Source organism: Nostoc sp. 'Peltigera membranacea cyanobiont' 232, assembly GCF_002245985.1.
Classification (GTDB): Bacteria; Cyanobacteriota; Cyanobacteriia; order Cyanobacteriales; family Nostocaceae; genus Nostoc.
Genome location: NZ_NOLK01000137.1, coordinates 1 through 22728, shown reverse-complemented (window position 1 = coordinate 22728; position 22728 = coordinate 1). Strand labels below are relative to the sequence as shown.

20 protein-coding genes and 2 pseudogenes are annotated in these 22728 nt (G+C 41.1%); 10 read left to right on the top strand and 12 right to left on the bottom strand.

The window, feature by feature from the left end; all coding sequences use genetic code 11:
- Window positions 1-65: 65 nt before the first annotated feature.
- The 5 genes and pseudogenes from trmFO to CDG79_RS30870 form a co-directional block, all read right to left on the bottom strand.
- A complete protein-coding gene (gene trmFO, locus CDG79_RS30890) occupies window positions 66-1382 on the bottom strand; it encodes an FADH(2)-oxidizing methylenetetrahydrofolate--tRNA-(uracil(54)-C(5))-methyltransferase TrmFO (protein ID WP_094345529.1) in 1317 nt (438 codons plus the stop codon).
- Window positions 1383-1481: 99 nt separating this feature from the next.
- A complete protein-coding gene (locus CDG79_RS30885; protein ID WP_094345528.1) occupies window positions 1482-2174 on the bottom strand; it encodes a Uma2 family endonuclease in 693 nt (230 codons plus the stop codon).
- Between the two features lie 55 nt (window positions 2175-2229).
- Window positions 2230-2553 (bottom strand): annotated as a pseudogene (locus tag CDG79_RS30880) (Rpn family recombination-promoting nuclease/putative transposase); the annotation flags it as partial.
- 130 nt (window positions 2554-2683) lie between these two features.
- The gene (panB, locus tag CDG79_RS30875; protein ID WP_094345527.1) at window positions 2684-3454 is read right to left on the bottom strand and encodes a 3-methyl-2-oxobutanoate hydroxymethyltransferase; all 771 of its coding nucleotides are present in this window, start codon (window positions 3452-3454) and stop codon (window positions 2684-2686) included.
- 278 nt (window positions 3455-3732) lie between these two features.
- Entirely contained in the window at window positions 3733-4839 is a 1107-nt protein-coding gene (locus CDG79_RS30870) for a ligand-binding sensor domain-containing protein (protein ID WP_094345526.1), read from the bottom strand.
- An 816-nt stretch (window positions 4840-5655) separates the two neighbouring features.
- On the opposite strand from CDG79_RS30870, the gene CDG79_RS30865 reads away from it, so the two are divergent.
- The 7 genes and pseudogenes from CDG79_RS30865 to CDG79_RS30835 all read left to right on the top strand — a co-directional run bounded on the left by CDG79_RS30865 (window position 5656) and on the right by CDG79_RS30835 (window position 10805).
- The gene (locus tag CDG79_RS30865) at window positions 5656-7086 is read left to right on the top strand and encodes a form I ribulose bisphosphate carboxylase large subunit (protein ID WP_094345525.1); all 1431 of its coding nucleotides are present in this window, start codon (window positions 5656-5658) and stop codon (window positions 7084-7086) included.
- Between the two features lie 132 nt (window positions 7087-7218).
- A complete protein-coding gene (gene rcbX, locus CDG79_RS30860; protein ID WP_094345524.1) occupies window positions 7219-7626 on the top strand; it encodes a RuBisCO chaperone RbcX in 408 nt (135 codons plus the stop codon).
- Between the two features lie 46 nt (window positions 7627-7672).
- The gene (locus CDG79_RS30855) at window positions 7673-8011 is read left to right on the top strand and encodes a ribulose bisphosphate carboxylase small subunit (protein ID WP_094345523.1); all 339 of its coding nucleotides are present in this window, start codon (window positions 7673-7675) and stop codon (window positions 8009-8011) included.
- Between the two features lie 146 nt (window positions 8012-8157).
- A pseudogene (locus tag CDG79_RS30850) lies at window positions 8158-8776 on the top strand (GDSL-type esterase/lipase family protein).
- 58 nt (window positions 8777-8834) lie between these two features.
- Window positions 8835-9059 (top strand): type II toxin-antitoxin system Phd/YefM family antitoxin, encoded by a 225-nt coding sequence (locus tag CDG79_RS30845; protein ID WP_094345522.1) that lies wholly within the window; start codon window positions 8835-8837, stop codon window positions 9057-9059.
- Entirely contained in the window at window positions 9059-9439 is a 381-nt protein-coding gene (locus tag CDG79_RS30840; protein WP_094345521.1) for a type II toxin-antitoxin system VapC family toxin, read from the top strand. Before CDG79_RS30845 ends, CDG79_RS30840 begins: the two co-directional genes overlap by 1 nt.
- Window positions 9440-9527: 88 nt before the next feature.
- Window positions 9528-10805: a ribulose bisphosphate carboxylase small subunit gene (locus CDG79_RS30835; RefSeq protein WP_094345520.1), complete on the top strand. Its 1278-nt coding sequence runs from the start codon at window positions 9528-9530 to the stop codon at window positions 10803-10805.
- Window positions 10806-10996: 191 nt separating this feature from the next.
- On the opposite strand, the gene CDG79_RS30830 is transcribed toward CDG79_RS30835, so the two are convergent.
- From CDG79_RS30830 to CDG79_RS30815, 4 genes are all read right to left on the bottom strand, one after another.
- Window positions 10997-11749, bottom strand: coding sequence for a hypothetical protein (locus CDG79_RS30830; protein ID WP_094345519.1), 753 nt, complete (start codon window positions 11747-11749; stop codon window positions 10997-10999).
- 905 nt (window positions 11750-12654) lie between these two features.
- Window positions 12655-13041: a DUF2358 domain-containing protein gene (locus CDG79_RS30825; protein ID WP_094345518.1), complete on the bottom strand. Its 387-nt coding sequence runs from the start codon at window positions 13039-13041 to the stop codon at window positions 12655-12657.
- A 75-nt stretch (window positions 13042-13116) separates the two neighbouring features.
- Window positions 13117-13680, bottom strand: coding sequence for a hypothetical protein (locus CDG79_RS30820; RefSeq protein WP_094345517.1), 564 nt, complete (start codon window positions 13678-13680; stop codon window positions 13117-13119).
- A 191-nt stretch (window positions 13681-13871) separates the two neighbouring features.
- A complete protein-coding gene (locus tag CDG79_RS30815; protein ID WP_094345516.1) occupies window positions 13872-14546 on the bottom strand; it encodes a HupE/UreJ family protein in 675 nt (224 codons plus the stop codon).
- A gap of 222 nt (window positions 14547-14768) precedes the next feature.
- Between CDG79_RS30815 and CDG79_RS30810 the strand changes: the two genes are divergently transcribed.
- Together CDG79_RS30810 and CDG79_RS30805 are read left to right on the top strand one after the other, a co-directional pair.
- Complete coding sequence (locus tag CDG79_RS30810; RefSeq protein ID WP_094345515.1) at window positions 14769-14996, top strand: DUF416 family protein; 228 nt, start codon at window positions 14769-14771, stop codon at window positions 14994-14996.
- A gap of 187 nt (window positions 14997-15183) precedes the next feature.
- Window positions 15184-16989, top strand: coding sequence for an endonuclease (locus CDG79_RS30805; RefSeq protein WP_094345514.1), 1806 nt, complete (start codon window positions 15184-15186; stop codon window positions 16987-16989).
- A gap of 122 nt (window positions 16990-17111) precedes the next feature.
- Here the strand turns inward: CDG79_RS30805 and CDG79_RS30800 are convergent, their stop codons facing one another.
- The 3 genes from CDG79_RS30800 to CDG79_RS30790 form a co-directional block, all read right to left on the bottom strand.
- Entirely contained in the window at window positions 17112-18392 is a 1281-nt protein-coding gene (locus CDG79_RS30800) for an ATP-binding protein (RefSeq protein ID WP_223278432.1), read from the bottom strand.
- Window positions 18393-18597: 205 nt separating this feature from the next.
- Entirely contained in the window at window positions 18598-20346 is a 1749-nt protein-coding gene (locus tag CDG79_RS30795) for an ABC transporter ATP-binding protein (protein ID WP_094345512.1), read from the bottom strand.
- A 318-nt stretch (window positions 20347-20664) separates the two neighbouring features.
- Window positions 20665-21318, bottom strand: a complete 654-nt coding sequence (locus tag CDG79_RS30790) for a hypothetical protein (protein ID WP_094345511.1) — start codon at window positions 21316-21318, stop codon at window positions 20665-20667.
- A gap of 380 nt (window positions 21319-21698) precedes the next feature.
- Between CDG79_RS30790 and galE the strand changes: the two genes are divergently transcribed.
- Window positions 21699-22697: a UDP-glucose 4-epimerase GalE gene (galE, locus tag CDG79_RS30785; RefSeq protein WP_094345510.1), complete on the top strand. Its 999-nt coding sequence runs from the start codon at window positions 21699-21701 to the stop codon at window positions 22695-22697.
- The last annotated feature ends 31 nt before the right edge of the window (window positions 22698-22728 follow it).

The following is a 22728-nucleotide window of genomic DNA, read 5'->3' as shown; positions in this document are numbered from 1 at the left end:
GGGAGCAGGGGACAAGGTGACTTGAGTGAGAACTTAAACAAGTCTTTCCCAATGCCCAATGCCCATTAATTCTGATTAGCTTTCCAGTTTGTTAGATCGGTTAAAGAGCGATCGCGGTAACGTCCATAACGCTCTGGTTTACTTTTGATTTTCATTCCCAAATCGGGAAAAATTCCAAAATTGGGCGGCATTGGTTGAAAATGCTTCGGCGAAGCGGAACTTATAAATTCCACTAACGCACCCATCATTGTTGTTGCTGGTAAAACCAAAGTTTCTTTACCCAAAGCTAGCCGCGCGGCATTAATTCCCGCCAAGCAGCCACCCGCAGCCGCAGCAGTGTAGCCTTCAGTACCAATCAACTGTCCCGCAGCTAACAATGTCGGACGTTCTTTAAATTGCAGAGTTGGATGCATTAGCTGAGGTGCATTAAGAAAAGTATTGCGGTGCATCACTCCCAACCGCACAAACTCTGCCTTTTCCAAACTAGGAATTAGCTGAAATATCCGTTTTTGCTCACCCCAACGCAGATTAGTTTGGAATCCTACCATATTCCACAGTTGACCGGCTTTGTCTTCTTGTCGTAACTGCACCACAGCATAAGGACGTTCCCCGGTGCGAGTATCTGACAATCCTACTGGTTTTAAGGGGCCGTAACGCATGGTATCTTCGCCACGCTGTGCTAGTTCTTCAATAGGTAAACAAGCTTCAAAAAATTTCGCCGTTTCCCGTTCAAAACCCTTGAGTTCTGTTTGTTCCGCAATACATAGTTCTTCTCTAAAGTGCAAATACTGCTCTTTATTCATTGGGCAGTTGAGATAAGCGGCTTCACCTTTGTCATAACGTGATGCCATAAAAGCAATGTCACGGTTAATCGATTCTCCCACAATTATCGGACTCGCAGCATCAAAAAAGCTCAGGTATTCCATCCCCGTAAAGCGCTGCAAATCTTCGGCTAAGTCGGGACTGGTTAAAGGCCCAGTTGCCAAAACCACAATTCCTTCGGGAATGGCAGATACTTCACCCCGACGAAATTCAATTAAAGGATGGCTGGCTAAAGTTTGAGTCAAGTCTTGGCCAAATTGTCCCCTATCGACGGCTAGCGCCCCACCAGCAGGTACGGCGTGTTCATCAGCTTTGGAAATGACGATAGAACCTAGTTGACGTAATTCTTCGTGCAATAATCCCGCCGCGCGATCGCTTGCCATTGCCCCAAAGGAATTACTACACACTAATTCTGCCAAATGTTCTGTATGATGAGCAGGACTGAAGCGTTTTGGCCGCATTTCATGGAGAATTACCGGCACTCCAGCTTGGGCTATTTGCCACGCTGCCTCTGTTCCAGCTAGTCCACCTCCAATTACTTGTATCGGTTGTTGTTCCATAGTTAAATTTTTAGTTTCTATATCAATAAGTATCACAGAAGTAAAATTAAATAAAAAAAGGCTAATTTATGACTACTTCTGTAAATCCAACAGCAGCATTTACAAATTATCTGTGTCAATTCCTTTTTTTTTGAGTTTAGCTAGCAATTCTTGATAGCGATCGCGCTCTTTTTCTAATTCTTGTAAAGCCGCTTCCTTTGCTTGTGAAGCCGCTTCTAATTCTTGTAAAGCCGCTTCCTTTTCTTGACATTCCCGTTCTGCACGTTGGCGTTCCTGTTCCCGTAACTGGTCAATTTCTACTGGTGACAAAAACTTTTGTCCGGTGGGAGAAACAATTTCTAGATTATCCGGTGTTAATGTAAAACGGATTCCCAAACGCGGACTTACCCAGCCATTCATCTCTTCGATAACTTCAAAACTATCCCCAGAACGCAGCAAGCCATTTAAATCGTTCTTAGCTGGATCGTAAATATAATATTCTTCAACGCCGTAACGCTGGTAAAACTGCAATTTTTTAGCCATTTCTTTGAGGGTGTTACCTGGCAAGAGAATTTCAAATACTACCTGTGGTGGTATATTATCTTCATTCCACTGTAAATAGGAACTCCGTTTTCCTTTTGGTCTGCCAAAAACTACCATCGTATCGGGCGCTTGTTTAATATTAGGGTTTCCTTGAACTGGATACCAAAACAAATCTCCGGCGATAAATACATCAGCCGACGATGGAAATAAGATTTCTAAATTTTCTTTAATTTTGACAATCCATGCAAATTGTTCTGTATTATCCGCCATTGGCTGTCCGTCACTTTCTGGGTAGATGACTTCGATTGTGGTTTCTGGTGTGACTACCAGTATCTATATTTCTTCTGGGATAAATCACCACTCCTCGCCAAGAATTTTTAGATTTCTTTTGCCGCAAATAGAGAAATGCTTCTGAAACTAGGCGCAAATAAATATCTGAATCTGGTTGAAATTGAACTTCAACGAAGTAAATCGGATTTTCTTCGTTTTGAGTGGGAAGAAATACACCATCTACTCTAAAGGCTGTTTGTTTGATTTCAACTGAAGAGAATTGATAGGTATTTGCAGTTTCGGGAGGATTGCCAATTAGTTCAAAGAAAATACTAGGAAATTCTTGAAATAGACGATAAAATATGCTGTGAGTTTTCACTCTGGATGTTATAGCACAGTTTTTAACTTCAGCAATTTTATAATGCGCGGCTCTCTGATTGCATAAATTATTCCAGGTGGAAACTAGCTATTTGGCAGCTTTTTGTATTTTTTGATCGTAAAATCCATATTTATGGAAATTTCCGATCGCGCACTTCTACGGCATAATCTTGCACAGCCTTGGTAATCGTCTCTCGCAAGTTGGTGTAAACCTTGGCGAATGGTGGATGCTTCTCGGCAAGTCCGATTACATCCGAGGTAACTAAAACCTGTCCATCGCAGTGAGTTCCTGCACCGATACCAATTGTCGGAATGCTCAGTTTTTGTGTAATCTGCATTGCCAAATCTGCGGGTATATGCTCTAAAACTAGAGAAAATACACCTGCTTGTTCGAGAGCGATCGCTTCTTGTAGAATTTTCTCACTCGCTTCTTGGGTTTTCCCTTGTTGTCGCAAACCCAGTTGATGTACTGATTGCGGTGTCAAACCTACATGACCCATTACCGGAATTCCAGCTTCTACCAAACGAGTAATAGTTTCTGCGATCGCTGGATAACCACCTTCCAATTTTACCGCTTGAGCGCCCGTTTCCTTCAGCACCCGCCCTGCTGAATGCATTGCCTGTTGGAGACTTTCTTGATACGTCAAAAATGGTAAATCTACAACTACTAATGCTCGTTTAACCCCACGGCGCACAGATTTGGCGTGGTATATCATCTCATCCAAAGTTATCGGCAGTGTTGTTTCATACCCTAAAACTACTGCCATAGAGTCACCCACAAGGATTAAGTCTACACCAGCTGCATCGATGAGTTGAGCGATCGCATAATCCCAGGCGGTCAATGCCACAATTGAACGTCCCTGTTGTTTCCATTGAATTAATTGCTGGGTAGTGATTGCCATTTTTTGAGTGCTGAGTGCTGAGTTAGGAGTTAAGGCATCAAGTAAAAATAAGTAGTGCGTTCGCGTAGCGTGTCCGAAGGACAAACATCTTGCTCGCGCGGGCAAGATGCCCGCACTACAAATATTAAATTGTTCAACTTATTTTTACACGACTCCTAAGAGTTACGAGTTAGAAGTGAAGATAGAAGTTAGGAGTTAGCAGTGAAGATAGGAGTCAATAGTTGAGAGTTTAATTTAATTCATAACTCCTAACTCCTAACTCCTAACTCTTAATCTTGTCATTTAACAGCGCGACTGAAAGCAATATGGGGTTTTGCACTGTTCGTTTTGGGCATTAACCAAGCTAGACCTTCACTAGTGCCGATCCATAATTTACTAGCGATATCAGGTGCAAGGGTAAGAACCCGACTAGAAGGAAGTCCAGCAACTTCTGCATCTAACACAGCGCCTGTATTTGGATTTAATCGTAACAAACCATTGCTAGTTCCAACCCAGACACTACCATCTTTAGCAAAACGCACCACCTTCACGTCACGCCCACGTAAACGAGTTACAGACCGTAACACTGCGCCAGTTTTTGGGTTAATAACTAACAAATTATTCGGCATTCCCGCCCAAATTAATCCTTCTGGACTGATAGCTAAAGCTTGAACAGTCGTCCCTGGCAAATCGGCAATCCGCTTCATAATCCCAGCACTAGCCGTATTTACCCGCACCAATCCATCAAGAGTGCCAACCCACAGTTGACCTTCAGCATCTAAGGTTAGAGTGTTAGCGCTGACACCAGGCAGATTTTTTACTGTTGTCATAATCAAGCCTTGGTCGGGACTAATTAAAGCTAAACCGCTATCAGTTCCAGTCCACAAATAACCCCGTTTGTCAAGTAACAATGACAAAACCCTTTTGGAAGGCAAAAATAAATTCTGCGCGGTTATTTCGCTAGTGCGGGGGTCTACTCGGAACAATCCCTCATAACTTCCCACCCACAAACGTCCTACTTTATCTTGGGCTAAAGCACCAATGGCAACATTCGGTAAGCTAACACGAGAAATAATCTTGCCGGTTTTAGGATCGATCCGCGACAATCCCCGCCAAGAACCTACCCAAAGATTGCCTGTAAAATCTTCCAGCAAGTTACCGACACGATAATCAGTTACTGGCGAATTTTCTTGCACTCCACGCTCATCGGGTAATGGTTCTACTCGCGGTGGCGGTGCAGAAGGTGGGTAAGCAGGGGTTAGATCGGATGATTTAATGTCAGGAGTTTTTTGTGCCCATCCCGTACCTGGCACAGCTATCAACCCCAGCAAGATAGAAGTAATCAATAAACTAGTACGCTTGTAAAACAATACCACGGTGACATTTCCTTTGGAGACAATACCCATAGCCGTTACCTAAACTGGCTTTGGGTTAATTTCAGTGTTCCCTTAGCTGAGATTTTTTAAACGTCATCTGGAATTTTTCTCAAATTTTTATAGGTTTTGGGGATTGGGCATTGGGGACTAGGGATGAGTTTTCCTAACCCAATACCCAGTACCCAATCCCTTCACTACATTGATTGATGACACTTTGTAAAGCATTTGTAACAAAATGTTTAAATCTTTATGTAATAACAAAATTAAATAGATAAGTTAAAAACTTTCAAAGAATAACTTATCAAATTCTTGATATATTGTGAGACAAGTTACAAATTTAAGTGGCGTGCAATTTTTTATCTTTCGCTCACCACTCTGCTAAATCTCTGTCAAGTAAATTCTTTTATGGTATCTTTTCCATCAACGGAGAAGATAAAAGGAGTATAAAAGCGGAAATGTGTGCCAGCCAGCCCAATTCCCTGAATACCTCCATTTGTAGGGAAATTATCTAAATGCTAACCGCGAAAAGCGGAAGTTTTTGTGAAATTGAGAAGGTTTAGTTGAGTGCAAAGAAGAGGTAAAAAATAATTTTGATTTGTAACAAGAGGAAACAGTAGAAGCGCTAGGTCGTGTACCCCTAGAAGGGGATAACACTGGTGACTAAGGCTACCACCGCAACCAAAGTGTGCGCCGCAAAAAAACTGCTACCTTTTGCCAAAGACAACCCCTAACAAAAATTTTTCCTGAATCTTCCTCTCATTTAAGGGGGGAAAGAACCAGGTGGGGGGAAGTTGCACAAAACATGATTTGATAATTAACAAGAGTGATTTCAGGGAAGGATAAAATATGTCTTACGCTCAAACGAAGACTCAGAGCAAATCTGGGTATAAAGCCGGGGTTCAAGATTACAGACTAACTTATTACACACCCGATTACACACCAAAAGATACCGATCTTCTAGCTGCGTTCCGTATGACACCTCAGCCTGGTGTTCCTCCCGAAGAAGCAGGTGCGGCTGTTGCGGCTGAATCTTCCACAGGTACTTGGACAACTGTGTGGACAGATTTGCTCACCGACCTCGATCGCTACAAAGGTCGTTGTTATGATATCGAACCAGTTCCCGGCGAAGACAACCAGTACATTTGCTATGTTGCCTATCCTTTGGACTTGTTTGAAGAAGGTTCTGTAACCAACGTATTAACCTCAATTGTCGGTAACGTATTTGGTTTCAAAGCTCTGCGGGCACTACGTCTAGAAGACATCCGTTTCCCAGTAGCTTACATCAAGACCTTCCAAGGGCCTCCTCACGGTATCCAAGTTGAGCGCGACAAGTTAAACAAATACGGTCGTCCTTTGCTGGGTTGTACCATTAAGCCCAAATTGGGTCTTTCCGCTAAGAACTACGGACGCGCTGTATACGAGTGCTTGCGCGGTGGTTTGGACTTCACCAAAGACGACGAAAACATCAACTCCGCACCATTCCAAAGATGGCGCGATCGCTTCTTGTTCGTTTCTGAAGCTATCAGCAAAGCCCAAGCTGAAACCGGTGAAATCAAAGGTCACTACCTCAACGTCACCGCCCCCACCTGCGAACAAATGTTGCAACGGGCTGAGTTCGCTAAAGAACTCAAACAGCCCATCATCATGCATGACTACCTCACCGCAGGTTTCACCGCGAACACCACATTGTCTCGTTGGTGCCGCGATAACGGTATCTTGCTACACATTCACCGGGCAATGCACGCTGTAATTGACCGTCAAAAAAACCACGGTATCCACTTCCGTGTATTAGCTAAAGCTTTACGTTTGTCTGGTGGCGATCACATCCACACTGGTACAGTAGTTGGTAAGTTGGAAGGTGAGCGCGGCATCACAATGGGCTTCGTTGACCTGTTGCGTGAAAACTACATTGAGCAAGACAAGTCTCGTGGTATTTACTTTACCCAAGACTGGGCTTCTCTACCTGGTGTAATGGCAGTTGCTTCTGGTGGTATCCACGTATGGCACATGCCAGCGCTGGTAGAAATCTTTGGTGATGACTCCGTACTACAATTTGGTGGTGGTACTCTGGGACACCCTTGGGGTAACGCTCCTGGTGCAACTGCTAACCGCGTCGCCCTGGAAGCCGTTGTTCAAGCTCGTAACGAAGGCCGCAACTTGGCTCGTGAAGGTAACGATATCATCCGCGAAGCTGCCAAGTGGTCTCCTGAACTGGCTGTTGCTTGCGAACTGTGGAAAGAAATCAAGTTCGAGTTTGAAGCAATGGATACCGTCTGATCTGAGTTAACAGTTAAGAGTTAAGAGTTAGAAGTAGAGACGCGATGAATCGCGTCTGTAAAGGAGTTAGGATTTGCATTAATTCATAACTCATAACTCATAACTCATAACTCTTCAGGGCTGGGGTCAAGCATGAATCTTAAGCAAATTGCGAAGGACACAGCCAAAACTCTCCAAAGCTATCTGACTTATCAGGCTCTAAGGACAGTATTGGCACAGCTAGGCGAAACGAATCCTCCATTAGAACTTTGGCTTCATAACTTTTCGTCTGGCAAAATTCAGAATGGTGAATCATACATTGAGCAACTGTTGCAAGAAAAACCAGATTTGGCTTTGCGAATCATGACTGTTAGAGAACACATTGTGGAAGAAATTGCAGAATTTTTACCGGAAATGGTTCGCACTGGCATTCAGCAAGCCAACATGGAACAGCGTCGCCAGCATTTAGAACGCATCACACGAATAGACACATCTAACCCCAGCCTGCACACAGAAAAGCAAGCAACTTCAGATCCGAATTTGGATAACTTATCTAATTAGTTCGGTCAACCTAGTAGTAAAAAATCGCAACCCATTATCAAAATCTATGCAAACTTTACCAAAAGAGCGTCGTTACGAAACCCTTTCTTATCTGCCACCCCTGACTGATGCTCAAATTGCCAAACAGATCCAGTACATTTTGAATCAAGGTTACATTCCAGCGATCGAGTTTAACGAAACTTCTGAGCCAACAGAATTGTATTGGACAATGTGGAAGCTGCCTTTGTTCGGTGCTAAATCTACTCAAGAAGTACTGAGCGAAGTTCAAGGATGCCGTTCTCAATTCAGCACTAGCTATATTCGTGTTGTAGGTTTTGACAACATCAAGCAGTGCCAAATTCTCAGCTTTCTTGTTCACAAACCTAACAAAGCTAACAGATACTAAAGCTAGCGAGCTTTAAATAATTAGTTTATCCCCATAGGAGAGGTAGAATTATCTGCCTCTCCTATTTACTAGATTTTGTTTGAAACGTAAATAAAGGGGCGTGGAGTTATTCTCTCTGTGCCTCTATGTTTTTTAAGAGAGTAATAATGCTACAAGAGGTAAGAATTTGTTTTGTTGGTGACTCCTTTGTTAACGGCACCGGCGATCCAGAATGTCTTGGTTGGACAGGGAGAGTATGTGCTAATGCTAATAAAAAAGGTTATGACATTACCTACTATAATTTAGGAATTAGGCGTGATACTAGTACTGATATAGCAAACCGTTGGTTACAGGAAGTATCACTGCGATTAGCCAAAGAATATGATAGCAGAGTTGTGTTTTCTTTTGGATTGAATGACACAACATTAGAAAATGGTAAAACTCGTGTGGATTTGGCAGATTCACTCAAAAATGCCTATGAAATTTTAAGTGAAGCTCAAAAATTATATCCTGTTTTGATGGTTGGTCCTGCACCATACGTAGAACAAGAAGATCCTCAAAGAAAGCAGAGAACTATAGATTTATCTAAGCAATCAATATGCTTTGATTTGTAAAGGATTAAATGTACCTTATTTAGACATTTTTCCGATATTAGAAAAATCAAATATCTGGATTAATGAAGCAAAAGATAATGATGGTGTTCATCCAAGAGCAGGCGGTTATGCAGAATTTGCCCAAATAGTAGAAAATTGGGACGCTTGGTTAAATTGGTTTCCTCCGACTTAATCGAGCATTCAAAGTTAGGATAGTGGTAGCACCTAATTTTTATATCCAAAGGTGAATTATGCAACAAATTACTTTAGCTGAAGCATCTCAAAACTTACCTGACTTAATTGAAGCAGCACTCGGTGGCGAGGAAATCATCATCATCAAAGATAATCAACCTTTGGTGAAGTTAACTCCTGTGTCGCCACTTAAACACCGTCCTAAGTATGGTAGTGCCAAAGGACTTATAACAATATCTGATGACTTTGATGAACCACTAGAAGATTTTAAGGAATATATGTAATGAGGCAGCTACTGGACACTCATATTTTTATTTGGTTTGTGATGGGTGATCCAAGAATCAGCGTTAGTATGCGATCGCAAATTGAAAATAATGAAAATCTACTGAGTATTGTTAGTGTTTGGGAAATGGCAATCAAGCACAGCATTGGTAAACTCAACTTGGGTCTGGCTTTTGACGAGTTTATCGAACAGCAAATAATTAGGAATGGTATTGAATTACTGCCAATCACTATAGACCATATTATTGTTGTTGCTACACTACCCTTACATCATCGCGATCCATTTGACCGAATTTTAATTGCACAATCGGTAGTGGAAAATATACCATTACTGAGTGCTGATAAAATTTTTGATGCATATCCAATAAGACGTGTGTGGTAGCGTTGCATTTCTTCCAAAAGATAAATAAACAGTCATCACCAAAAAAACTTAACATTACTTTAAGCAGTGCTAGGCAAAGATAATTATTATGGGTTACTACATCGCTCCCCGCTTTCTGGACAAATTGGCTGTCCACATTACCAAAAACTTTCTAAAGCTTCCTGGCGTGCGAGTTCCCGTGATTTTAGGTATTCACGGACGCAAAGGTGAAGGCAAAACATTTCAATGTCAATTAGTCTTCGAGAAAATGGGTATCGAGGTGACTAATATATCTGGCGGCGAATTGGAAAGTCCAGATGCAGGAGATCCGGCGCGGTTGATTCGGTTGCGCTATCGAGAAACAGCAGAACTGATCAAAGTACGCGGCAAAATGTGCGTACTGATGATTAACGATTTAGATGCGGGTGCTGGGCGCTTTGATGAAGGCACTCAATATACTGTAAATACGCAGTTGGTGAATGCCACACTGATGAATATTGCTGATAATCCCACAGATGTACAGTTACCTGGAAGCTATGATTCCACGCCTTTACATCGTGTGCCGATTATTGTTACAGGTAATGATTTTTCCACCCTCTATGCACCGTTAATTCGGGATGGACGGATGGAGAAATTTTACTGGGAACCAGACAGAGACGACAAAGTGGGAATTGTCAAGGGAATTTTTGAACAGGATGGACTGTCGCAGAAGGAAGTTGAACAGCTAGTTGATACTTTTGTCAATCAGTCAATTGACTTTTTTAGCGCTTTGCGATCGCGCATTTATGACGAACAAATCCGCAACTACATCCATAAAGTCGGTTTTGAGCGGGTATCTTTGAGTGTGGTTAACAGCACTGAAGGGCCACCAGAATTTAAAAAGCCAGATTTCAGGCTATCTCACTTGATCGAGTCTGGTAACTTCCTGGTTGGCGAACAAAAACGGGTGGAAAATTCCCATTTGGTTGATGATTACAATCGACTCAATCGAGGTAGAAATTCTCAATCTGCACCACCGCCTGCGACACCAATTAATCAGTCGTCAAGTAATGGTGCAATTCAAGAACCAAAAACTAATGGAAATGGATTCCAGAAGCAGGAAGCATCCAGTAGCCATTTAACCCTGGATACACAAGCTCAAATTAGGCAATTATTGTCTCAAGGTTACAAAATTAGCATTGAACACGTCGATGAGCGCCGTTTCCGCATGGGTTCATGGCAAACTTGTGTTCATAGCCACATAGATGCAGAGTCTGATGCAATATCAAATTTGGAAGCAACTCTGGCAGAATATAGCGGTGAGTATGTGCGCTTGGTAGGTATCGATCCGAAAGCCAAGCGGCGGGTGGTGGAAACGATTATTCAGCGTCCAGATGGGAAAAATTAGGAGTAGATAATTGAGAAAGAGCGATCGCTTTTGTCAATTCTTAAATAACTGGAAAAATATGCTTCCTCAATTTCAAGACTTACGCAAAAAATAGCCCAAACCTTGATTTTTTTGGTAGGGGCAATTCACCAATTGCCCTTACTGTCTGGAGTTTTGCTAAGTCCTCAATTTGATAGCTGAATCCTTACCTTTTAACTACAGGTAGCAGCTGAAGCCGAGTTAACCTTTGTTAAATCGCCAGTGAATACTGCTGTGTATATATAAGGTGATGAACCAGTGCAAGTCATGGAATTTGTATTAGCGCGACGGGGAGTCCACCATGACTTTGCCTGCACAGTTAAATTTGTGCCATTCCATGATAGGGTTTGGACAACTAAAGAGTTTGTATTTCCATTATCCGCCTTTTTCGCAGATAAAAATGTGGCATAGTTAACCTCCCCATTGGCTGGATTAATCCGGGCTATAACTGCGACTTTTGGCCCGCCTCCACTACCATAGCTAGACAACCAACGCCCAGTTGCAAAGCGGCGAAAATCACTACCAGTCTGACTACCAGTGGAAGAGTAAACGCCATATAAAACATCCCCACCATTCCAATACAATCCGTAACCTGTACCATCGTCATTCGTTGTTTCGTAATCAGTCCGACACCATGATTTAATACTATTGTTGAAACGGATAGTTACAGGGTTTTTGTTATTAGATGAGACTTGCTGATAACCAATGTAAAAGGCTGAACTTCCATTAACTACTCTGGGGCCATTTTTAGCTTTAATTGTCGCTTCACTATCATTACAACTGAATGTCACAGCACTACTAATAGATGAATTGATAGTTTCAGCAAAAGCCGGAAGAACTTTTTGTGTGATTACTAAATCAGCTACTAGTAATATAGACAAAGAGAAACCTGCCAAATACTTCTGTAATTTGGGAGAATAAATCATGGTATAAACTTGCCGAGAAATTGTAAGGAAAAACACCGTATTACTATAAACTCTAATGACAGTTTAAACAAGCAATTGTTTTGAAAGTCTCAGATTGCAGCATTGTCAATATCAGGAAAAATGATATTACACTACAAAATGTATAAGCTAATATGCATGATATGGCATGATATTATCTGAATTCTTCTTCAAGAAATGGCATCTCAGGAATCATGAAAATTACTAAATCATAGATTTGGTGGAGATGCAAAAACTTAGTTTATTCAGGCGATTTTTTGGTCAGAATTAATTTTAAATTCTGACGAATGGCATCAATATTGCTGTTTGATAAATTGCGATGTCTACGACGGGCTACGCCTACGCACTAGTCCGCAACAAATAGTTTTAATGAACAATTCGCATTTGCTCATTCTCTATATCTATTGTTAGAAGCTTTAATCCATATTTGAATCAGTTGTTTTCTGTCCATCGGATCTAAATTCAGCTTTTCCTAGAACATAGATATATTTGTTAGAGAGGGTTCTAGAGTTAGTTTGGCTTAGTAAAGTTGTTTTCTGGTTCAGTAATATTCGTGAATAATTTTATTTTTATGAAACCAATACATACATCTGAGTAATTTCTCTTAATTCAGAGACTGCATCTGGTTTTTTGGACGATTGCTTTAACGTTAGTTAATGGCTTCTAATGGAAGCGCATAGACGCATAGCGGTTTGCCATCATCATCTACGAGGTGTAACTTCAAAATGGAAGAGAACTAGAGTCAGAGTATGTATTTATACTGATAAAATATTGGTAATGACAAGTTTAAAAAAATGGTGAATAACCTTTTTAAAATTCTCCTTTTTAAATAGGATTTAAAGTTTTTGAGACATCAGCCACTATTTAGAAAAAGTTCTCTTAATTGATTAGATTTTTTCAGCAGATAAATGCTGCTTTACTACATCTAAACGCGAACAATTCCAATAATCGACGTGAGAGACAATCAAACCATCAGAGTTAAGACCTAATTCACTCCTACCAGGAATAGAAATTCGTGGCTTCCAGGGAAGAGGAGTATTCCAACTGAGTGTCCACTCAGTTTTTATTGTGTCTCCTAAACGTTGAATATTATGTAAGTCCATCTTGGGATCTAAAAACCAAGTTTGGATGAAATTAATCATTTCTTTATAACGTTTAACACCACTAAACTTATTCAGTGGATCTTTAAAATAAACATCTGGAGCGTAAATAGTGTAAGTTTGATTTACTGGGAATCTTTGATAGTCTTCTTTGAGGATTTCAATGATATCCATGATAAATAGATATATCAGTAAATTACTTTAATATGTAAACGTGGTGTGGATATAAATCCCGATTAAAAGTTGAAATCAACCTTCATTCCATAAGCGTTCTAACTGATGCCGCCAAGCAGCTAGAACTTCTTCTCGCGCCTCTAAGCTTTGATTGATTTCACCCATAAATCCTTCTGCATAAAAGCGTTCTAAGCTTTGCATAGTAGCTTGAAGAGATTGTCCTTGCAGTTTTGCTGCCTGAATAATTTGCCGGATGCGGCTTTCAATTAGTCGATTAAAAACATTATTTAATCTAGCCTGATAGAGAGATACAAGTCGGTTGATTGCATTAGACAAATCTTCACTCACTAAAGTACCACTATTATGTTGAAATACCCCCCAAATTACTCCTTCATACAAAGCGTAACGTACTTCCTGAGTGTCATCAAAGTTGGCTTCTAGGAACTGTCCTAAAAATGGTTGCCCTTCCTCTACGGACACAATAGGCAGTAAAACTCGTAGCCAAGTATTATCTTCGGAAAGCAGCACTAACAGCCGAAAAGTTGAAGTGTCTATTTGCCACGATCCTGGCTCGATCGCACTAACCGCCGATGTGCTAAATAATTCTGTTAACGTATCCGCAATTTCTTCAACTGTCATAAGCCTTTGTTTACAACATATAGCTTCTAGATTAGCGCAGAGATGCATCAGCTTATTCACTGAAACTCTGTGGTGCTGCTGCAAAACTTTCTGTTGTAAAAAAGTTTCAGTTCCCTTGAACGCGTAGTGGGGGCTTACACTTAGCTGTATGCCCCCACAAATAATGTATTCCACTAAATTGAAATATTTTATTAGATCGTTGAATTGCTCAAAAACACGATACCGATCGCACACAAAGCGAAGCCAGCAACGCTAATTTTCCAGGGTAAAGTTCGGTTTATTTCTCCCATACCCATTGCAACACCAATTTCTCTGGCACTCATGGCAACCGCAAACAGAGTCAATGTCATACCTAGTATATAGGCAACTAATGGAATGATTCCTGCCCCAATAATAGATTCAGCTACAGTGTAACCCTGAAATGAACCAGCACTGATGCCCATCAGAGCAAGTACCACAAAGCTTGGTTGATTTGGAATTATGAGCATAGTACCAAAAACGATGGTAGAAATGGCAAACGCTATTTCTATGGCTGGTAAATTTAGCTGGAATAGATGAATTACAATGCCCAAGATTGCTGCTAAGACAAAACATGCAGCGATCGCAGCGCCACGAACAAACATAGATGACAGTAAGCCAATAGCAATAATACCCACTAAACAATCCAAACCAATTACTGGATCTGCCAATCCCCAGACAAAGCCTTCCCAGCAGTTAGTGATGGTATGGTTAAGTGGTGTTCCACTTAATGAACTCAGTAAGCTAATTAAAATTAAAGCTGCGATCGCTCCAACATGGCGATCGGCTAACTTCGAGGTATAAAATTCCCCTGAAGCACGGAATTCTGATAATTTAGTTTTGAACATCACTATATGCCAAATTAGTTTCTTCGGTAATTTATACTACCCACCTATTAAAAAAACTAACGTGGTAATTACACCACCTTTTACTAGTTTTATAAAGTTATGTAAAGCATCAGTAGTAGGAACAGTCCTCTTCTAAGCAAGTGCGATCGGATGGCTAATCAAGAATCAAATCAACTCAACAATCGCCCTAACAACTGCTGACAATATAACTAAACTATAAAAATGAATCTAAACTACGGTGAATTCCATATATTGGAGCGAGAACTAGAAGCTTTTCCACCGATGCATCGAATAGCGTTAGCTAACCATCCGTTTACAGTACGAGAAATGGCAAAACAAAGCGAAGACTTGCAGCACTTACAAGAAACTCCCACCTTAACTACTGAGTTTTTGCAGAGGCTGCGTACTTCTTCTGAAAATGGTGGTAAAAGTCTACTAGATTTAAGTTGACAAAACAATAAAATTCCAGTTTTAAGAATTTTCTTAAAACTATTTATGAGCTAGTATCATTGTTGCTACCACTGCTAAATGAAGATTTTTTCCAATAGATTAAACCTTTACCTAACCTAAAACTTTTCTTAACTGAACTTTATTAAAAAGAAGACTAATCTAGAAAGTAACTTCATTGGAAGAGAGAATGAAATTCATCAAATTTCAACTACTTAGTGTTGCTCTCATCTTCTTTGTATGGATTAGTCCACTACACGCTAGTCCAATAGCTCAATTGCCAACTTCTTTACTTCCAGTTTCACAACAGGAAACAACATCTCTGAAAAATTCACAGGATGTATTGACTGTTGCAACTTTTAATGTCGAGAATTTAGACCCAAAAGATCGACGCTTTGATAATATTGCCAAAATTATTGGCAATAATTTGAACGCACCAGATGTCATCAGTTTGGTTGAAGTTCAAGATAACAACGGGCCAGTTGATGATGACGTTGTGGATGCAAACGAGACTTACCAAAAACTGATTGCTGCGCTCAAAAATATCGGTAGTCCAACATACGACTTTGTTGAGATTGCGCCCAGCGATGACCAAGATGGTGGAGAACCTGGAGGCAATATCCGTGTCGGTTTATTGTTTCAACCCAGCCGAATAACTCTAGCAAAACTGCCTAGAAAAGGCGGTTCATTAGATGCTGTGGCTATTACTCAAGGTGCAAATGGTCTTGACCTTTCCCTCAATCCAGGTCGGATTGACCCTACCAATAGTGCTTTCGAGGCAAGCCGTAAACCACTGGCGACAGAATTTATATTTAACGGTCAAAAAGTGTTTATCATTGCTAATCACTTTGTTTCTAAAAAGGGAGGTTCCCCTACCGATGTGAAACGAGTGAAACAAGCCGAAATCGTTAATGAATTCGTAGGACAAATACTAGAAGCTGACCCGCAAGCGAAAGTAATTGTACTGGGTGACTTAAACGATTTACCAGATTCTCTACCTCTGAAGACCTTGAAGGGTAACATTCTGGAAAATCTGACAGATAGTTTACCTGCTAGCGATCGCTTTACTTTCAAATTCAAGGGAAATCCTCAACTCATTGACCATTTGTTGGTTAGTGAAAATCTTTCTCGTGTTGCTCAACCGAAAATTGACATTGTGCATGTCAACGTTGGCTTTAGTAAGCCTGTCAGCGACCACGATCCTGTGATTGCAGCATTTACATTACCTGCTAACCAGTCCAATGACACAATTCCTCCTGTTGTTCAACCTACTCCCACTCCCGTAAGTGATTCGGCAATTATATTGCCTCAATTATCGAAAGTCGCTTTAGTTGAAGAACTAGCTAAGGAGTATACGCCCAGCAAGCCTTTGAACTACGATCGCGCAAAAGACGAAATGTTTGGCATTATTGACAACCAAGCAGGGATTGTGACAGATATCTATGCTAATTACCAAATTCGTCTAAATGGTAATGGCGATCCTAGTCAGGAAGCTGACAAGTTAGGACTGAATACCGAACACGTTTGGCCACAAAGTAAAGGGGCTGAAAACGGTAATGCCAAAAGTGACCTGCACCATCTATTTCCCGCACGCGAAGATATTAATAGCGAGCGAGGAAATAAACCCTTCGACGATATAGCCGACACCAAGACTAAAAAATGGTATCGAAATGATACTGTTCAATCTACAATTCCTACAAGTGCAATTGACGAGTTTAGCGAATCGGCATCTGCTAAATTTGAACCTAGAGAGAAAGTAAAAGGGGATATAGCTAGGGCAGTTTTTTACTTTTACACTATTTATCGGAATCAAGCTGATAAAGTAGACCGAAATTACTTTCAGAATCAGCGTCAGACTTTGTGTAAATGGAATCAGCAAGACCTACCTGATATTACTGAAATAGAACGCAGTCGTGCGATCGCTAAATTTCAAGGTAATGACAATCCATTCGTACTAGATGTCACATTAGCAAAACGCGCATACTGTGATTCTTAATACGTATAGCAATTCTATTTGATTTGTGAGTATTGCAACCCCCAGATTCCCGATTTCTTTGAGAAATCGGGGATTTTGTTTCTGCGCGTTTGATTCAAGATTGCTACAGACCAAATTTAGGATCAAACAGACTTTATCTGAATCGGAATCTGGATGGTAAACTCTGTGCCTTGAAGCGGTGTAGAAATACACTTGAGTATGCCACCATGCTTGTTGATAATTTGGTAGCTAATCGACATCCCTAGACCTCTAGCTGAACCAACAGGTTTAGTTGTAAAAAATGGGTCAAAAATTTTTTGCTTTACTTCTTCTGGCATCCCACAGCCATTATCAGCAATCCGAATTATGACTTGATTGGTGTCTAAAACCTCAGTGGAAATATGAATCTGAGGATTGTAAGTTGTCAGTTCTTGGTTGCGAGTCGTTTTATAATCGACCGCGAATAGACGACAACCAATTATTGATTCTTTCAAAGTATCGATAGAATTATTAATAATATTAATAAATACTTGATTTAGTTGTCCAGCATAGCACTCGATTTTAGGTAAGTTACCGTATTCTTTGATAACTTGAATCTCTGGATGATTTCCTTCAGCTTCCAGGCGATTTTGCAAAATTAAGAGAGTGCTATCAAGACCTTCGTGGATATCAACTTCTTTTTTTTCAGCTTCATCTAGCCGCGAGAAGTTACGCAAAGATAAGACTAGATTGGAGATCCGGTCGGCTCCCATTTTTATGGAAGATAAGATTTTCGGGAAGTCTTCTTTAATGAAATCAAGGTCAATTTCTTCAGTATAAGCTTTAATTTCTGATAGTAAATGGCAATCGCATTTTTGATAAAGCGTAATCAAATTGAGTAAATTTCTAATATATTCATTGACAATAACGATATTCCCGTCAATAAAACTCACCGGATTATTAATTTCATGGGCAATACCCGCAACTAATTGCCCTAATGAAGACATTTTTTCAGTTTGAATCAGTTGAGCTTGTGTATTTTCAAGTTCCTTTAAGGCAAGTTTTAGTTGCCAGTTAGCTACTTCTAGTTGTGCCGGACTTGGCAAAGCTAAAGCCTGGGGAATGATGGGTAAAAGTGCGATCGCTGTATATAGTGAAATAATCGCCGTAATAAATTTAATGAAAGTGGACAGCCAGTAAGTTGGATGCCAAAGCGTCCATACATCCATCAGATGGGTTGTACCACAAGAGACGATAAAAGCTCCAAATAATAAAAGTATCCATTTAAAGGGGAAATCCTTTCGTTTGTGGACAAAGTAAACAAGGGCAATGGGAATAGAATAATACACCAAAGCAATCAAAGAATCTGAGATGATGTTTAGCCACACTAAGCTCGGCTTCCAGAGGTAACAATGTCCATGTGGAATAAATGAGCTGTCAGTCAAAAAATCTTGTCCCAGGTTAAGCATATAACTATGCAATTGTCAACAACTAAACAACAAATTATACACGCTGTATAAAAAATTGTCCTTAATGTTAAATGTTGTAAGCTAAAACACATCTAATTTGCATATTCAAATTTGCTCAATATCTTGTGGGGATGGGCATCTTGCCCGCCCTGATTATGCAACTTAAATGCCGATTAGCTTACTAATGCAGTAATTCTTCAACTTGATGCTGGCTCCACAAAGTTCTGTATAAACCCTGTTGTTGTAAAAGTTCTAAGTGATTTCCAATCTGAACAATTTTTCCCTTTTCCATCACAAAAATTCTGTCCGCCGCCGCCGCCGCCGATAACTGATGGGTAATGAAAATTACTGTTTTGCGCTCAGTACCACCGGAAAGATTTTTGAGAATTTGTGTGGCTGTTTGATTATCCACACTAGAGAGAGCATCATCCAAAATTAACACTGGAGCATTAACCAGCATCGCCCTAGCCAAAGCAGTACGTTGTCGTTGACCGCCAGAAAGAGTAATACCGCGTTCCCCAACAAGAGTTTCATATTGCTGGGGAAAATTGTTAATTTCTGATTCAATTTGGGCAAGTTTAGCAACAGATTCTATCTGCTCTTGTTCGCTAATTGGATCGCCATAGCGGATATTATTTTTGATTGTAGTGCTAAATAGAAAACTATCTTGAGGAACGTAGGCGATCGCACCTCGTAAATCTGCCAAAGCTATTTTAGTAATATCCAGCCCATCTAAAAACAATTGTCCCGATCCAATATCCAACAAGCGCGGTAAAGCATTGGCTAAAGTGGATTTCCCCGAACCAATTGCCCCAACAATGGCCACGGTTTCTCCCGGAGCAATGGTAAAGTTAACATTTTCTAAAGCTGGCGTATTGGAACCAGGGTAAATGTAGGTGAGATTTTTAGCTGTCACTTCCCCTTTAAGTTCAGCCACTGGAAGGTGTATGGCATCATCTGCATCTTGAATTTTCGGTGTGACAGAGAGAATAGATTCCAAGCGGTCGATACTAACTTCACCCCGTTGGTAGGTAGTAATTGTGAATCCTAAAATGGCTGTGGGAAAAACTAGACGCTCTACAAAGATTAACAGTGCTAAAAAATCGCCAACCGTAAGCGCCCCAGAAGACATCCGCGCCGCCCCTAGCCAGATGATTACTAGTAAACTGATATTAGCTAGCCCGCCAATTAGCCCAAACAGTGTATTTCGGAGTTTTGCCAGTTCTAGGTTAGCAGTCAATAGCTGCTGATTTTTCTTAGCGAAGGCTCGACGCTCATTTGCTTCTTGGGCATAGATTTTAATTAAGGCAATGCCACTAATATCCTCCTGGATGAGTTCGCTGATGTCAGAGAGTTGCTCTTGGACTGTTGCTTGTTGTTTGCGTAAGCGATTGCTAAACAGACTCACCAACAAGAGCATAAAAGGGTAAACTGCCAGAGACGCTAGTGTGAGATCCACACTAATCGCCAGCATTACTGGCAGTGTCAGGGCGTAGGCAAACACCGTATTTGCCAAACTCAAAACTGCAAAACCCAATAACCGTTTGATATTGTCCACATCACTGGTAGCGCGACTAATTAAATCACCAGCAGTATTACTGGCAAAATAAGCCGGCTCCAGCTTGAGTAAGTGTTCAAAAATCCGTTGTTTCAGGTCAAATTCCACCTGACGACCCACTCCAAATAGCCAAATGCGTGATGCCATCCGCATTAGCCACATTGCCGAACTGAGTAAGACAATAATTACTACGTAATGTAGTATTTGGTAGTTGAAGGTTGTCGAGAGTTTGTCAATACCAGCACGAATCCACAAGGGGATATAAACGCCCAGAGCATTGACAGACAATAAAGCAAGAATGCCTAAAGACACATCCCGCCAATAGGGTCGTAGGTAAGCACCGAGTTTAGCAATTCGTCGAGATTTTGCCATTAAAGCAATTTTGCAACTTTATCATCCTAGATTAACTGCTACTCCAAGAAGGCAGCTATGTAGAGAGAATATGGCTTCTAAAATTAACAAGAAAGAATTCAGGAGTCAGGAGCCAGAATACCCTTTCAGGGAAGCAAGCTACAGAATTCAACTCTGTGCAACAGGAAGAGCGTCACCTGTTCGCTCTTAGCTTTCCCACAGGGTAGGGTGAATGAAAAAACGGGTTTAAGTCCCCCACCAAATTTTGAATTTGGTGGAATGCAAGACGCTTGCGGACTCACATTCTGTATTCTGACTTCTGACTTCTCTCTTACTTTATTACCGTTGAACACGCAAGAACCTGTAAATTTCAACGAGATAACTTTCCCAAGTTCTTGTTGTCAATTGCAACGTTTCCGAATTCGGTACAAAGTCTTCCAGTCGTAAACCGCGTGTGCGAATATCTTGAGGATTTCCTTGTAACAGGTAAGGAGGCACTCTCAGATTATAAGAAAGAATGCTATCCCCCCTTACATCTGAGATGTTTGCTGTGGTGGTTGGTTGCCCTAATGCCACCAGTGTCCCAGATATTGGTATAGCAGTTGCTACGTGGGTTTCACCTGTCATTGCTAGAGGTGCCCTATAGAGGAAATAAGCGACTGCGGGTGTACTTGCCAACAGTAAAATCGTCAGTGCCCAACCTATCAAGTATCCTCCTGGTTTTTCTATTCCGCCTCCTTTAATTTTTTGAGCTGCCAAAATCATCAGTAAAACAGAGGCTCCTAGAGGCTTGAGTGGAAAAGACAGCATTCTCCACAACGATGCCACAGCTGGTTCACTGGGGTTAAGAAATGATAGGGCTACGATTATCAAGATAACGACTAAGATTAATCGCCCTACAAAAGTTCCAGAGGGATAAAATCGCTGGAACAGAGAATATACGATAGTGCCAATCAGCAGCCACAACAGTACCCGGCTTAGCAATAGAAACATAGATTAACTCTCAAATTTTCTGGTGCGGTGAGCCAGTGTGGTGGTCAGACAGTCAGCTTTACTAGGGGTTTTCATGCCCCAGGATGAACTGTCCTGCATGGTTTCCCTGTATAAAACAACCAGTGACTTCTTAGCCGCGACGCTAGAAGCGTCCTGCGTAAGGGTCAACCTAGAGGTTTCGGGAAATGGATTTATTTTATTGTCAAATTGTAATCGCACTATTTGACTTAAAATACCTCAAACCTCACACCCAAAGACTACCGTCGTAGTGATTTTAGTTCAAATTTTTAACACTGCGTCTATTATTTATAATTTTCCAGAAGAGTAATGTGGCACCGGTAAACTAAATTAATTGAGTAATCCACTTAAAAGGAAAAACTATGTCGCCTGGAAAGCCTACTATTTTGGTAACGGGGGGAGCTGGATATATTGGTTCTCATACGGTGCTTGCTTTGAAGGAAGCGGGTTATAACGTTGTCATACTTGATAATCTGGTCTATGGGCATCGTGACCTAGTAGAAAGGGTTTTACAGGTAGAACTGATCGTAGGGGATACAGGCGATCGCGCTTTGCTAGATCGTCTATTTAAAACCCGTGATATTACTGCTGTAATGCACTTTTCTGCCTACGCCTACGTAGGAGAATCGGTGACTGACCCTGCTAAATATTACCGCAATAACGTCCTTGGTACTTTCACCCTGTTAGAAGCGATGCTGACGGCATCTGTAAAGAAATTTGTCTTTTCTTCTACCTGTGCCACTTACGGGATACCTGAATTTGTGCCCATTCCAGAAAACCATCCTCAAAATCCAATTAATCCTTATGGCGCTACAAAGTTGATGGTAGAGCGGATTCTTGCTGATTTTGATGTTGCTTATGGTTTTCAATCAGTGCGTTTCCGCTATTTTAATGCTGCTGGTGCTAATCCCAATGGCTTACTCGGCGAGGATCACAACCCAGAAACTCATTTGATTCCCTTGGTGTTGATGACAGCTTTAGGCAAACAAGAATCTATATCAATTTTCGGCACCGATTACCCCACGCCCGATGGTACTTGTATTCGCGATTATATTCATGTTAATGACTTAGCAGATGCCCATATTTTGGGATTGGAATATTTATTAAAAGGTGGCGATAGCGAAGTTTTTAATTTAGGTAATGGTAGCGGCTTCTCCGTCAGAGAAGTGATTGCAGCAGTCGAACAGGTGACAGGAATTTCGATACCAGTAGAAGAACGCGATCGCCGTTCTGGAGATCCCCCAATTCTCATTGGCAGCAGCGATAAAGCCAGAGCAATCTTAGGCTGGCAACCTCAGTATCCATCCATCGAAGATATTGTCGCTCATGCGTGGCAGTGGCATCAACAGCGACATAAATAGGAGGGAATGGGGAATGGGGAATGGGGAATGG